Raw genomic sequence first — 12,399 nt, 5'->3', positions numbered from 1 at the left:
CACTTAGGTTTCTGGAAACAGCTTCGGAAACAGTGAATCCAATGCGTTGGCCGGAAAGCGTATCGACACCGGACCTTTGGGTGTTTCCGACGCCAACAGACCGAGCGCGATCACCTCATTGAACACGCGACGCGCCGTGCGTTCGGGTAGTCCGCTAATGCGAGACGCTTCGCCGCGTTCAAATTCGCCGCGCATTAGCGCTTCCTCCAGGAGGCGGGCGGCTTCGGGTTTGAGGCCACTGCGCTCGACGTAGCGACGCAGCCGCTTCGCGAGCGTGTCGAGATCGAACAAGCCGGTCATAAAGTTCACCTGATCGATGCACACCTGCATGAACCATAGCGTAAAGTCGCCGAGTGCGCGCTCGGAGAGGTTGCCCCGTCCGTCGAGATCACCCTGGCGGGGCATATCGGCATGATCCATCATGCGCTTGTAGTCCGTGCGGCTTTTCACGCCGCGCGCTAGACCGCGTGAGATCGACCACAGCCCGTGCGCGGCGATCCCAGCCTCATGGGCCATGGCGTGGCTCATCAAACGGCTGACGCGGCCATTGCCGTCGGGGAACGGGTGAATGTAGTTGAAACGCTTTCTTCCATGTCTGGCCGATCTTGGCTTCTGCTAAATACGTAATTATAAAGATATATTTCGAATTTGCCCGGATGTTTGGCCGATCTTATGGCCGATGATCGGTACCCTCCGCCGGCCATACGCATCTGATTAGGTTGCCGTCCCGACGACACCAACATACAGCTGCTTCGGAACGCAATATCTCCGCTCTCTAGATCGATCTGTCTCGGCTCCCAGGCGACTTGCCAAGGGGTTGATCGCCGAAGCGGTGCTGGAAATTACATCGCATTATTGGCCCTATCGTTCGGCGTTGGTGCGTTGCAGACGGTATCTTTTCAATCGCATAAAGCAATGCTGTTGATCAAAAGTTCCCGCACTGTTGATCCGAGAAATAGATGCTTGCTGGAGCAGCCGCGCTGTCGTAGCTCTTGGTCGTTGGCAGTCGGATTCTGGTGATGGGGGTGGCCTTTGAGGAAAATGTCCGGACCTGAGGAATGAAGGACATTGACGTCGTTATCGTGGCCGTCGGCCACAGGCAGTTCCGCGCTCTGGGCGTCGACGGCCTGCAGGCTCTTTGCAAGACCCCCGGCGTCATTTACGACATCAAGGGTCTGTTTCCCAGGCATGTCACGGATGGGCGCTTCTGATGAAGGTTCTGGTCACCGGCGCGGCCGGCTTCATAGGGTATCACGTAGCCAAGCGGCTGCTGGAGCGCGGTGACGAGGTCGTCGGCATCGACAACGTCAACGACTACTACGATCCGGAAATCAAGGAGGCGAGACTGCGGCTCCTGGACGAGGCGAGCCGCAAGACCAATGCCGGCTACCATTTCATCCGCGGCAATCTCGCCGACAAGAGCGTGGTCGACGCCTGCTTTGCCGACCACGCATTCGACCGGGTGATCCATCTCGCCGCCCAGGCAGGGGTTCGCTACAGCCTGGAAAACCCGCACGCCTATGTCGAAAGCAACATCATCGCCTACACCAACATGCTGGAGGCCTGCCGCAACAGCGCCGTCGCGCACCTGACCTATGCCAGCACCTCGAGTGTCTACGGCGCCAACACCGACATGCCGTTTTCCGAGCATCGTCCGGCCGACCACCCGCTGCAGTTCTACGCCGCGACCAAGCGCGCCAACGAGCTGATGGCGCACAGCTACAGCCATCTGTTCGGGCTGCCGACGACCGGGCTTCGCTTCTTCACCGTCTATGGCCCCTGGGGGCGCCCGGACATGGCGCTGTTCCTGTTCACCAAAAACATCCTTGCTGGCGAGCCGATCAAACTGTTCAACAACGGCAACCACACGCGCGACTTCACCTATGTCGACGACATCGCCGAAGGCGTGATCCGTGCCAGCGACAGCCCGGCCACGGGCAATGCCGCCTGGGACTCCAGCCGTCCGGATCCGGCCACAAGCAGCGCCCCCTGGCGCATCTTCAACATCGGCAACAACAACCCGGTTAAGTTGACCGCCTATGTCGAGGCGCTGGAAAACGCGCTCGGCCGCAAAGCCATCGTCGAACTCTTGCCGCTGCAGCCCGGCGATGTGCCCGATACCTTCGCCGACACCTCGGCGCTGGAGCAGGCGGTCGGCTACCGCCCGACGACGACAGTGACCGAGGGCGTCGGGCGGTTCGTCGAGTGGTACAAGGCGTATTTTGCGCGGGCATAGCGGAAGACGCCGGGTTTCATGCTCAGATTTTAAATGGTGTCTCGTTGCCTTCGTCAAGCTCTAGCGGAACAGGCAGATAAGCATTGGCAATTAGCCAGTCGCTGACGATCGTTTTGATCAAATCGGACTTGGAAACTTCCATCTCCGCTGCGATTCCAAAAAGTAATTCGTCTGTTCTCGTGCCCAGATCGACACCGGCGACGTTTCTAAGCATCAGGGCGGCCCTACGAAGTACAATTTGAAGGTCGGCGCGGGATATGTCCGCTATCTGGTCGGCGGCGCTCTCAAGCTCTCCTGCAAAGATCAGGCGGCTCATTGAAGGTCACTCCAGCACAGGCGGAGTAGGATCGTACCCGATTGAAACTATCCCCGGATGCCGATGGGCGATGGCGAGTATCTGGGTCTCAAGCTCACAGTTGTAGGCCATGAGCGCCTTCACGGTCTCAAGAGGGCTGTCGTAGCGGGCGATCAGCTTCACCGCTTCAGAGTGCAGTTCGGATTTGGCTTCGGTGTCGAAGTGCATTGTGCCCATGGTGCCTACTCCTAACGCGTCGCGCGGCGCTGCGGGGTGAGTGCGTCAAGTCGTTCCTGAAGGTGCCCGTTGAGCACGATCATTTCCTTGAGCGCTTTCATCACATCACCCTTGTGGACTGCAATGAAATCCTCGGCGTGGGCCTGGAGGGCAGCCTCCTGGCGGCTGTTCAGTGTCACAATTCGATCCATGGCATTACTCCATACGCTGCATGGGCGTAGTGAACAAAAAGGGAACATAAATGTCAAGAGTGAATTGACTCGGCGAGGAACTCATTCCTATTTTTGGCTATGCCGGAACAGAGCAGACGACCGCGCCGCCTTGTCCAGACCCTGTGCCGAGCGCATGAGGTTGGTCAGCTAATCCGTGTCCGGTGCATCAACTGCAACATTACACGCCACTATCTCCCCGGGGACCTCGCCAAATTGGTGGGGGACATTCCGTTTTGGGACGTTGACCGGCACATGCGCTGCGAGCGCTGCAAACGCCGCGAGCTTGATGTGGACATTCTGCTGCCAAGCGCATCGGAGGGCATGAAGATACGCGTGAGGCGACTTGTTGAAATCCGCATGGTACGACGCGTGATCTGGAGGGATGAATAACTGGCGCTAACAGCCCAACATTTCAATCACGTGCCGCCGATTTGCTTAGCGCCGCTTACGACGAAAAAACATCACGACCAAGATTGTAAGAAAGATGGCAATCGCAAGGCCCGGTGCAACGTCCGAGAGTATCCGAAGGCCAGCCATCTAGAACAACGAGCCTTGGCTTGGCGGTACTGGTGCCTGCTCGGGAAACTTGATCTGTGTGGCAGGCTTCTCGACAATCACAAGAGCATCATCCGGCGCTGTGCGTTGTAGCCGCTTCGCTTCCGACCATGGCGCTGTCAGCCAAGTCTCTGTTTCCTCTTGCGTCCTCAGGATCACCGGCATAGCTTTTTCATGGATCGGCTTGATGAGGGCATTGGGCGCGGTCGTCATGAAACCGTAAAGCTCGAAATCGCCGGGGCCGTCCTTTACCTTGCGGACCCCATGCCATGGCGTCCAGAGGCCAGCGAAGAAGAATAACGGGCGGTCCTCATTGAGCGCGAACCAATAGTTCCGCTGAATGCCTGTCTCGCGGTCTTTATCGCCGGGAGTTGGGCTGGGCTCTGCGAAGCTTGTTACCGGCACCACGCAACGGTTCTCGACGCCGACATACTGTTGCCAATGGCTGTACTGCGGGTTGCGAATGTTGGTAGTGCCGTAGTCAGCCTTGCCCTTGACGCGCTCGGCCGGCGTCGGCATTCCCCACAGGAGATTGGCTAGCTCACGGCCTTCAGGGGCGTTACGCACCACTGGGCCGGGCTGGTTGGGATAGATGTCAACGGACGGTTCAAGGTTGCCTAGGATGTCCCGCAAAGTCCGGGTCCACTGGCGGACCGCCTCTTGTGACGTGGTGATGTTGTAGAGATTGCACATGCGGTGAATGTGCCTAGCAGCGAACCGATCAGCAAGCCCCAACGGGGATATCCTGTTGCGACTAGCCCCGGTAATAGATCACCGTAGGATCAAACCAGTGTACCCGTACCGACCAAAAGAGAGAAAGAGGGGCTCCAAACCGGAATTTCTCGACTGTTGGGCCACTGACCAGTCCTCCGTCGTTCTCGGTATTTAGCAAAGCGTTTCGCACGCAATCCCGTCACTATCGCGATCCAGCCTGCCGCCCCATGAGCAGTTGCTGAGATACCATTGGGCTTCAGCGCAAGAGCTTATCTGAGAGCATTTACGGCGAGGCTCGCACGAATAGCCTTGTGACTGAGCCTGACGGCCTATGATACCGAGAGGCTGATTGGCCGCGGGCTGCGTATCTTCGGCGTGCTCGGCGCGCCACGTCCATGGGTCTTCGAAGAAGCCTTTCCACAGGCCGAGCTTGGCAGCCTTGGCGACCGCTTGTTGGGATGCATAGCCGCCATGGCTGTATTTGGGCCAGTCGAGGGCCAGCCCATTCTTGACGAGCCAGGCCGCCACGTCGGCTCCGTCCGCCCGGTAGCAATTGCCAACGAAGCGTCCGTATTGATCCCAAGTGACAAACTCGCATCGTAAGGGCTTCGATTTAGCCATGAATTTTTCGAGGGAAGTTTTGGCCTGCCATCCACATGAATACCGAAAGTGCTTCGCATCCTCGCACTGTTGATCATACTCGGGTGCGTCGATGCCGTTGAACCGAACGCGCGTCCCATTGATCTCAATTGTATCGCCATCAACTGCCGATGCGCGGCCTTGAAGCACTTCCCCGTTGGTTTGCTGACTGGGTGCGGCCGGTTCCTCGACCTGCCGTGTAACGCTCTGGGTGAGATTGCTGGCCTCCGGTCTGATCTCAACGGTGGCCTTTGGATTTGGCGAGGTAATGCCCGGTCTCTGGTACGGAACGGGATAATAATACGCGGCCAACGCAATGACTGCGAGCCAGCCTAGCCCTCCTTTCCTTGTTCGAGACAACCTATTTTCCCTCGCACCCAATGCCGTCGCGATCACCATCGAGCCCGTTAGGATCAGAGCCTGTGATCTGCACCCCAGGGGCAACCACTGCATTGTTTCCGCTGCCGCCTGCACAGTCCAAATCAGCGCTACGGGCTCGGGTCGCACCTCGGTATCCGTTGAAGACTGCCACCGCGCGCGCTCCGTCGCCTTCAATACGCGTGTTTTGGCTATTCGGATTGAACGGATCGACAGTTTGCAAAAGCATATTTGAGCGGTTCGCATCGCCGGCAGCGAGCGTCACCGAGTCATAATTATTCAAATAGTCGGCAGTGCAGCCTGAGATGAACGCAACAACTGTTGCGGTCGAAAACCAACGCCAATTCATGAAGGTATCCCCCGACACCAAACCCATCATGCACCTTTTGAATTTTGTTGTCGAATCCACTCTCTAATCCGTTTGCCTTGTGACTGGGCGTTTCCCATACAAGGCGCCGGGAGTGCTTTATTGGGTAAGGTCGATTCTTGAGCTATTGGGTATTTTTGGGTATTTTTTTAGGTATGGCCATGAAGATCGGTTTCCTGCAAATCACCCCTGAAACCCTTGCTTTGGTCTCGGAGATCGACGAATTCAAAGGGGCCGTGTTCTGTTTTCAAATCGTGCCGCTGCCTGCCGCCCTGTTGAGCGGATTGCGGCCTGAGGTTCTACTTGCAAATCCGTGGCTGAGCGGTGAAACCGGGCTGCGTTTCGTCAGTGTCGGCGTGGGACGTACGATCGAGTGTCTGTTGTATTTCGTGGCGATGGCTGCATTCTTTCTGAGCGTCACCCGCTTGCGCCCAGATCAGGTCTACGGCCTTCTGCCCTTCTTTTTCATGGGTGTCATCTGTAACGGATTGGCTGCGGCGATCCAGTATTCACTCTCCGATACGGTTGCCATACAGGGTTTGTTGCCGTTCACGATCAATGCGGGACTGTTTGCCAACCAGAACCATTTTTCAGCTTTGCTCTTCGTCTCCATCCCCTTCGTTGTCTACTACGGCCTGTTTCGCGGGCACCTTCTGTCCGGGTCGCTCGGCTTGATAACGCTGCTGCTGTTGCTTCTGGCCGCCGGTTCGCGCGCCGGTATTCTGATAGGGCTGGCGATCACCATGGTATCAGTCGTCTTTCTGTCCGCGCGCTCGAGGCTGGGCGGGTATGGAATACCCGCTGTCTTCATCGGGCTTTCACTCTACACGATCGGGGGCGTGGACGAAGATCGATGCGGAAGTGGTTGACCCGGCCTTTGGACGGGCCGAATTTGCCCGCACGACGATCGCGGGAATTGAAGAGAACTGGGCGACGGGCGTCGGCTTTGGGAGTTTTCCGAAGGTCTATCAGATTTACGAAAAGGGAGAGATGATCTTCAAGCCCTACGTCAATCACGCCCACAATGATTATCTGGAATTGGCACTTGAAGGTGGCGCTCCTGTTGTCTTTCTGGTCGCAGCTTACGCGATATTGCTTTTTGCGTTTTCCGTTACGGCACGGCGAGATCCGCTGCAGAAAATGGCGTTTCTCTCAGTATCGTTTCTGCTCGTTCATTCTCTGGTCGATTATCCCTTGCGAACGGCGGCACTGGCGATGACCTTCGCCTATATGAATGGCGTTATCTTTCACAAGGGACTTGCTGAGCGGCTGAGCCAGAGAGGCGAGTCGACCGCCGCCCATGATGACAATCTGCTTGTTCCCGTCAGGCCGGCCCTGGCAAGACGATAGCAATGCGTCGCCTGAATTGGCCATGGATTGGCGCCGGATCGTGACCCAGTCATTTGACGAACGCCGAGATTGACAAGCCAGTGCATGGAACCTAAGCACGGGCGGCTAGGGCCGGGGGGTTCAGGCATGTCAAGGAGAGCTTCTTGAAAGGAATTATCCTTGCTGGAGGCAGTGGAACGCGTCTTTATCCACTAACATTAGCAGTCTCTAAGCAAATTCTGCCGATATACGACAAGCCGATGATCTATTATCCGCTGAGCGTTCTGATGCTCGCGGGTATCCGAGAGATTCTGATCATTTCGACGCCGCGTGACCTGCCGGTTTTTCGCGATCTGCTTGGCGATGGATCGGAGTTCGGGCTCGACCTGTCCTATGCCGAGCAGCCGCAGCCCAACGGGCTGGCGGAAGCCTTCATCATCGGCCGCAATTTTATCGGCAAGGACAACGTGTCGATGATCCTCGGCGACAACATCTATTTCGGCGATGGGCTGTCGCAGCTTTGCCGCGACGCTGCCTCGCGCGAAAAGGGCGCTTCGGTGTTCGCCTATCATGTCGAGGATCCCCAGCGTTATGGCGTGGTTTCCTTCGACAAGGCCACGGGAACGGCGCTGACGATCGAGGAAAAGCCGCAGGTGCCGAAATCCAACTGGGCGGTCACCGGTCTCTACTTCTATGACAACGATGTCGTCGACATCGCCCCTGCCATCCGTCCCTCGGCGCGCGGTGAGCTCGAGATCACGGCGGTCAACAACGTCTACCTTGAGCGCGGCCAGTTGCATGTGCATCGGTTGGGGCGCGGCTATGCCTGGCTCGACACCGGCACCCATGACAGCCTGCATGAGGCCTCGTCCTTCGTGCGCACCATCGAGCACCGCCAGGGCATCAAGGTCGCCTGTCCCGAAGAGATAGCCTTTGAACAGGGTTGGCTGACTGTGGACCAGGTTCTGCGTCGCGCCGATCACCTGGGCAAGAACGAATATGCCGCCTATCTGCGCCGGCGTGTCGTCGACCTGTCGGAGGCCTAGGTGCTGGAAGTCAGGCCCCTTGGCATCGATGGCGTTCTGGAAATCGTTCCGAAGCGACATGGCGACGCGCGCGGCTTCTTCGTCGAAACCTACAATGCCGAGCGCTTTTCGCAGGCCGGCATAGACTTGGCTTTCGTGCAGGACAATCATTCTTATTCCGCCGCGGCGGGCGTCTTGCGAGGGCTTCATTATCAGCTTGCGCCGCGCGCCCAGGACAAGCTGCTGCGCGTCATCCGGGGCAGCATTCTCGACGTTGCGGTCGACATTCGCCGCAGCTCCAAAACTTTCGGAAAATGGGTCGCTCTCGAAGTGTCGGCCGAAAAGGGCAACCAGATTCTGGTGCCGAAAGGCTTCGCGCACGGCTTCGTGACGCTCGTGCCCGACACCGAGGTCCTGTATAAGGTGACCGATACCTATTCGCAGGCGCATGACCGGTCGATCCGTTTCGACGATCCCGCCATCGGCATCGAATGGCCGTCATTGACCGGCGGGTTCCAGCTCTCGGACAAGGACCTGAAGGCGCCGCTGCTGGCTGCCGCCGAGGTGTTCGCCTGATGGGTTATTTGAGGACAGCGGCATGAATTTTCTGGTGACGGGCGGTGCTGGCTTTATCGGTTCGGCGGTATGCCGGCATCTATGCGCCAACCCGGCCTATCGGGTGACCAATCTCGACAAGCTGACCTATGCGGGAAACCTGGCCTCGCTGCGGCCGATCGAGAACGCACACAATTATCGCTTCGCGCAGGCCGATATCTGCGACGAAAGGGCCGTGCTCGACATCCTCCGGCGCGACGATATCGACATCGTCATGAACCTTGCCGCCGAGAGCCATGTCGACCGCTCGATCGATGGGCCGGGCACTTTTATCGAGACCAACATCGTCGGCACCTACAAGATGCTCAATGCCGCGCTGGAGTACTGGCGCGGCCTGCCCGAGGACAGGAAGAGCCATTTCCGCTTCCATCATGTCTCGACCGATGAGGTGTTTGGCGATCTTCCGTTCGATGGCGGCATGTTCGTCGAGGAAACGCCCTACGCGCCATCCTCGCCCTACTCCGCCTCGAAAGCGGCCTCGGACCATCTGGTGCGGGCCTGGCACGAAACCTATGGCCTGCCGGTCGTGCTTTCCAATTGCTCGAACAACTACGGACCCTATCACTTTCCCGAAAAGCTGATCCCGCTGGTCATCCTCAATGCGCTCGACGAAAAGCCGCTGCCGGTCTATGGCGCCGGCGCCAATGTGCGCGACTGGCTGTTCGTCGAGGATCACGCACGCGCGCTGGAACTTGTCGCGACCAGGGGACTGTCCGGCGAAAGCTACAATGTCGGCGGCAATTCCGAGCGGACGAACCTTGGCGTCGTCGAGACGATCTGCGATCTGCTCGACAGCAGGCGGCCGCGGGCAGGGGGCAAGAGCTATCGCGACCTGATTTCCTTCGTCACCGACCGCCCCGGTCACGATCGCCGCTATGCCATTGACGCCTCGAAGATAGGCCGGGACCTGGGCTGGACGCCCAATGAGAATTTCGACAGCGGCCTCGCCAAGACCGTCGACTGGTTTCTCGACAACAAATGGTGGTGGGGACCGATCCGCGAGCAGCGCTACGCCGGTGAACGGCTGGGCGAAGCACGCAAGGGGGCGGCGTGAGGCTGGTTGTCACCGGACGCGACGGGCAGGTCGCGGCAAGCCTCCTGGAGGCCGCCCAGGCGGCCGCCGGCGTTGAGGTCATCGCCATTGGCCGTCCGCAACTCGACCTTGCAAGACCCGACACGGTGATCGAAGCCATCGCGGCCGTGAAGCCGGATATCGTCGTGTCGGCTGCCGCCTACACGGCGGTGGATCAGGCCGAGGACGAGCCCGATCTGGCATTCGCGGTGAACGCCGTCGGCGCCGGCAAGGTGGCGCAAGCGGCGGCGCTGCTTGGCGTTCCCGTCATCCATCTATCGACCGACTATGTCTTCGACGGCACCGCCCATGGCGCCTATGTCGAGACCGACGCCACTGCACCGCGCAGCGTCTATGGCGCCTCCAAGCTTGCCGGCGAACAGGCGGTTGCATCGGCCAATCCGCGCCATCTGATCCTGCGCACGGCATGGGTCTACAGCCCGTTCGGCAAGAATTTCGTGAAAACCATGCTGCGGCTGGCCGCTGACCGCGACGAGATTTCGGTTGTGGCCGATCAGTGGGGAAATCCAACATCGGCACTTGATATCGCCGACGGCATCTTTCATATGGCGCGGCACCTCAAGGCGGACCTGAAGTTTGCGGAGTGGGGCGTCTACCATGTGGCGGGCGACGGCGACACAAATTGGGCCGAGTTTGCACAGCGCGTCTTCGTAACGAGTCTGGAAAGGGGCAGGCCGTACGCTGCGGTGCGCGGCATTTCGACGTCAGACTATCCGACGAAGGCGAAACGTCCTGCGAATTCACGCCTCAACTGCGGTAAAATGGCCGCTACGTTCGGCTGGCGGTGCAGATCTTGGTACACCGCGTGCGACGAGGTGGTTGAGCGGCTGACGGCCCGTTTGTAGGACCTTGCCAAAGTCATCTGATTGCAGTGTCAGGCCACGATGATACGAGCGGCAACCACACAGATCAATATCGACTCGCCTGGAGTACTTGCGAATGAAGGATGCCAACCACGGACCAGATGTCGTCGGGAAAAGCTACCTAGAGACGATCGCCGATATCCACTCGGCCCTAAGGCCGCGATCCTATTTCGAAGTTGGAGTCCAGTTTGGAAATACTCTTGAGCTGGCCAAGTGTGAAACGGTAGCGGTCGATCCCTACTTTGTCTGTGCAAAGAACATCATTGGCTCCAAGCCCCGCTGCTTTCTCTATCAGCAGACCAGCGACGATTTTTTCAAGAAAACGCGTCCGAGCAAGATTTTGGGCAAGCCTGTAGATTTGGCCTTTCTAGACGGCATGCATCTGTTCGAGTTCCTCCTGCGCGACTTCATCAACACCGAAAGAGAGTGCGCGGAAGGCTCAATCATTCTGCTGCACGACTGTCTCCCTCCCGGCTACAAGATGACCACCAGGGATATGAAAACGGCGATCGAACCTGCTGACAACAACTTTCCAGGGTGGTGGGCAGGTGACGTATGGAAGGTAGTTCCCACCCTGCTGAAGTATCGTCCCGATCTATCCGTGACTGTCACGGACTGCGCGCCGACCGGGTTGGTCGTCGTTACCAATCTCAACCCCGAGAGCACGGTTCTGCAGGACGCCTATGATGATATCTTGAAGACATTCAAAGCTGACAATCGGGACGAGTATGACGACTATTGGAAGTCGGTCAAAATCGTTCGTGAAACGGCGCTCAATATCGCGGCAAGGCACCGGCCGTTCGACGGATGCGGAAAGAGTTCCTGATATGGAAGCGATGGCCGAGCGGGTGACTGGGTTGGTCTCGTCTGCCCCCCGCGCGCCCGCTCCTATAAGTCGGAAGATCGCATCTTTTCGAAAGGCGACAGCCCAATTGACTCTGCGACGCTGTCAGCGCAAGTAGGTTTTCACTTTTCCGTTATCTGGATGTGATACCTGCATGATACCTGCTCTATTCCTTCATATTCAGAAGACCGCCGGGACGTCCATACTTGCAAAGGCATCCGAGCTGTATGGTCGAGAAAATTGCTGCATGCACGGCGATTATCTCAGCCGCACACCGGAACAACTCGAACCCTTGATGATGGTATCCGGCCATTTCGGTTTCGATTACGCTGAACGCTTCATGACGGGACGTTACAGCTTTACCTTCCTCCGGGATCCCGTTGAACGGCTGCTTTCATATTACAGCTACTGTCGTGGCGCGACGAGAGATGAGTATGAAATCAATACGTTGGCACATGACAACGATGCTGAAATGTTCTTTCGGGCAGGAGAGACGGCTGACTCCAAGTTCGCTTCGCACATGTGGAATCATCAAGCATGCCAACTGGCGTCGGGCTGGGGCGCCTCGTTGGTCGGCAAGAGCGATATCGAGCCAGGCGGGTTGCCGCCGGACGAGCTCCTCGATCGGGCCAAAGCCAACCTAGCTCGCTTCGATTACGTTGGGCTGGTGGAGAATTTCGAGGCCGACAACGCCGCAATCTTCGCCGCGCTTGGCGATACATCGTCGAACGTTTTCCGGATCAACGCAGCGCCGGTCCGAACGATGCGAGAAGAACTGCCGTCATCGACCCTGGACCTGTTGGCGACGTTGACCGAGATCGATCAGCAACTCTACGGCTGGGCGGTCCGATGGCGGGCGTCAGCGTATCAAACCCATAGAGATGGTACTGCGGCGGTTGCCGAATACGGGGCACGGCGTGCGTCACGCCGTGGCTAGCACGAAGCAGCGCTGGCTTCGAGGATGATCGAAGCGAACTTCTCTTTCGATGTGCCAGCC

17 protein-coding genes and 1 pseudogene are annotated in these 12,399 nt (G+C 58.2%); 10 read left to right on the top strand and 8 right to left on the bottom strand.

Going from position 1 to position 12,399, the window contains the following annotated elements; genetic code table 11:
* Nucleotides 1–3 precede the first annotated feature (3 nt).
* Together EOA22_RS11005 and EOA22_RS39520 are read right to left on the bottom strand one after the other, a co-directional pair.
* Complete coding sequence (locus tag EOA22_RS11005) at nucleotides 4–516, bottom strand: hypothetical protein (RefSeq protein ID WP_244514275.1); 513 nt, start codon at nucleotides 514–516, stop codon at nucleotides 4–6.
* A 6-nt stretch (nucleotides 517–522) separates the two neighbouring features.
* Nucleotides 523–576: pseudogene (locus tag EOA22_RS39520) on the bottom strand (Fic family protein); the annotation flags it as partial.
* A gap of 482 nt (nucleotides 577–1,058) precedes the next feature.
* Here EOA22_RS39520 and EOA22_RS37685 point away from each other — a divergent pair.
* A complete protein-coding gene (locus EOA22_RS37685; protein WP_158515784.1) occupies nucleotides 1,059–1,211 on the top strand; it encodes a hypothetical protein in 153 nt (50 codons plus the stop codon).
* The gene (locus EOA22_RS11000) at nucleotides 1,211–2,236 is read left to right on the top strand and encodes an NAD-dependent epimerase (protein ID WP_063167688.1); all 1,026 of its coding nucleotides are present in this window, start codon (nucleotides 1,211–1,213) and stop codon (nucleotides 2,234–2,236) included. The genes EOA22_RS37685 and EOA22_RS11000 overlap by 1 nt, the downstream gene beginning before the upstream one ends.
* Nucleotides 2,237–2,258: 22 nt before the next feature.
* Here the strand turns inward: EOA22_RS11000 and EOA22_RS10995 are convergent, their stop codons facing one another.
* From EOA22_RS10995 to EOA22_RS10965, 6 genes are all read right to left on the bottom strand, one after another.
* Nucleotides 2,259–2,552 carry a hypothetical protein gene (locus EOA22_RS10995; RefSeq protein WP_013532734.1) on the bottom strand — a complete coding sequence of 98 codons (294 nt, stop codon included), beginning with the start codon at nucleotides 2,550–2,552 and terminating at the stop codon, nucleotides 2,259–2,261.
* Nucleotides 2,553–2,558: 6 nt separating this feature from the next.
* Complete coding sequence (locus tag EOA22_RS10990; RefSeq protein WP_013532733.1) at nucleotides 2,559–2,768, bottom strand: hypothetical protein; 210 nt, start codon at nucleotides 2,766–2,768, stop codon at nucleotides 2,559–2,561.
* Between the two features lie 11 nt (nucleotides 2,769–2,779).
* On the bottom strand, nucleotides 2,780–2,959 hold the full coding sequence (locus EOA22_RS10985) for a hypothetical protein (protein WP_013532732.1): 180 nt from the start codon (nucleotides 2,957–2,959) through the stop codon (nucleotides 2,780–2,782).
* A gap of 558 nt (nucleotides 2,960–3,517) precedes the next feature.
* Nucleotides 3,518–4,228 carry an SOS response-associated peptidase gene (locus EOA22_RS10975; protein ID WP_013532730.1) on the bottom strand — a complete coding sequence of 237 codons (711 nt, stop codon included), beginning with the start codon at nucleotides 4,226–4,228 and terminating at the stop codon, nucleotides 3,518–3,520.
* A gap of 192 nt (nucleotides 4,229–4,420) precedes the next feature.
* Nucleotides 4,421–5,200, bottom strand: coding sequence for a thermonuclease family protein (locus EOA22_RS10970; protein WP_244514276.1), 780 nt, complete (start codon nucleotides 5,198–5,200; stop codon nucleotides 4,421–4,423).
* A 49-nt stretch (nucleotides 5,201–5,249) separates the two neighbouring features.
* Nucleotides 5,250–5,675 (bottom strand): calcium-binding protein, encoded by a 426-nt coding sequence (locus EOA22_RS10965; protein WP_224674090.1) that lies wholly within the window; start codon nucleotides 5,673–5,675, stop codon nucleotides 5,250–5,252.
* A 77-nt stretch (nucleotides 5,676–5,752) separates the two neighbouring features.
* On the opposite strand from EOA22_RS10965, the gene EOA22_RS38790 reads away from it, so the two are divergent.
* The 8 genes from EOA22_RS38790 to EOA22_RS10930 all read left to right on the top strand — a co-directional run bounded on the left by EOA22_RS38790 (nucleotide 5,753) and on the right by EOA22_RS10930 (nucleotide 12,339).
* Nucleotides 5,753–6,502 carry a hypothetical protein gene (locus EOA22_RS38790; RefSeq protein WP_244514277.1) on the top strand — a complete coding sequence of 250 codons (750 nt, stop codon included), beginning with the start codon at nucleotides 5,753–5,755 and terminating at the stop codon, nucleotides 6,500–6,502.
* A complete protein-coding gene (locus EOA22_RS38785; RefSeq protein ID WP_244514278.1) occupies nucleotides 6,495–6,983 on the top strand; it encodes an O-antigen ligase family protein in 489 nt (162 codons plus the stop codon). Before EOA22_RS38790 ends, EOA22_RS38785 begins: the two co-directional genes overlap by 8 nt.
* Before the next feature lie 143 nt (nucleotides 6,984–7,126).
* Entirely contained in the window at nucleotides 7,127–8,008 is an 882-nt protein-coding gene (gene rfbA, locus EOA22_RS10955) for a glucose-1-phosphate thymidylyltransferase RfbA (RefSeq protein WP_013532727.1), read from the top strand.
* Nucleotides 8,009–8,563: a dTDP-4-dehydrorhamnose 3,5-epimerase gene (gene rfbC / locus EOA22_RS10950; RefSeq protein WP_013532726.1), complete on the top strand. Its 555-nt coding sequence runs from the start codon at nucleotides 8,009–8,011 to the stop codon at nucleotides 8,561–8,563.
* Nucleotides 8,564–8,585: 22 nt separating this feature from the next.
* Nucleotides 8,586–9,656 (top strand): dTDP-glucose 4,6-dehydratase, encoded by a 1,071-nt coding sequence (gene rfbB / locus EOA22_RS10945; RefSeq protein ID WP_013532725.1) that lies wholly within the window; start codon nucleotides 8,586–8,588, stop codon nucleotides 9,654–9,656.
* Nucleotides 9,653–10,540 carry a dTDP-4-dehydrorhamnose reductase gene (rfbD, locus tag EOA22_RS10940; RefSeq protein WP_013532724.1) on the top strand — a complete coding sequence of 296 codons (888 nt, stop codon included), beginning with the start codon at nucleotides 9,653–9,655 and terminating at the stop codon, nucleotides 10,538–10,540. The genes rfbB and rfbD overlap by 4 nt, the downstream gene beginning before the upstream one ends.
* A gap of 94 nt (nucleotides 10,541–10,634) precedes the next feature.
* Nucleotides 10,635–11,384 (top strand): class I SAM-dependent methyltransferase, encoded by a 750-nt coding sequence (locus EOA22_RS10935; protein ID WP_063167689.1) that lies wholly within the window; start codon nucleotides 10,635–10,637, stop codon nucleotides 11,382–11,384.
* A gap of 172 nt (nucleotides 11,385–11,556) precedes the next feature.
* Entirely contained in the window at nucleotides 11,557–12,339 is a 783-nt protein-coding gene (locus EOA22_RS10930; RefSeq protein WP_064995165.1) for a sulfotransferase family 2 domain-containing protein, read from the top strand.
* Nucleotides 12,340–12,399 lie beyond the last annotated feature (60 nt).

This window comes from Mesorhizobium sp. M7A.F.Ca.US.014.04.1.1 (genome assembly GCF_003998745.1).
In the GTDB taxonomy this organism is placed as follows: Bacteria; Pseudomonadota; Alphaproteobacteria; order Rhizobiales; family Rhizobiaceae; genus Mesorhizobium; species Mesorhizobium ciceri.
Note: the sequence above shows the minus strand (reverse complement) of the source record. Positions and strands in the feature narration are given on the sequence as shown.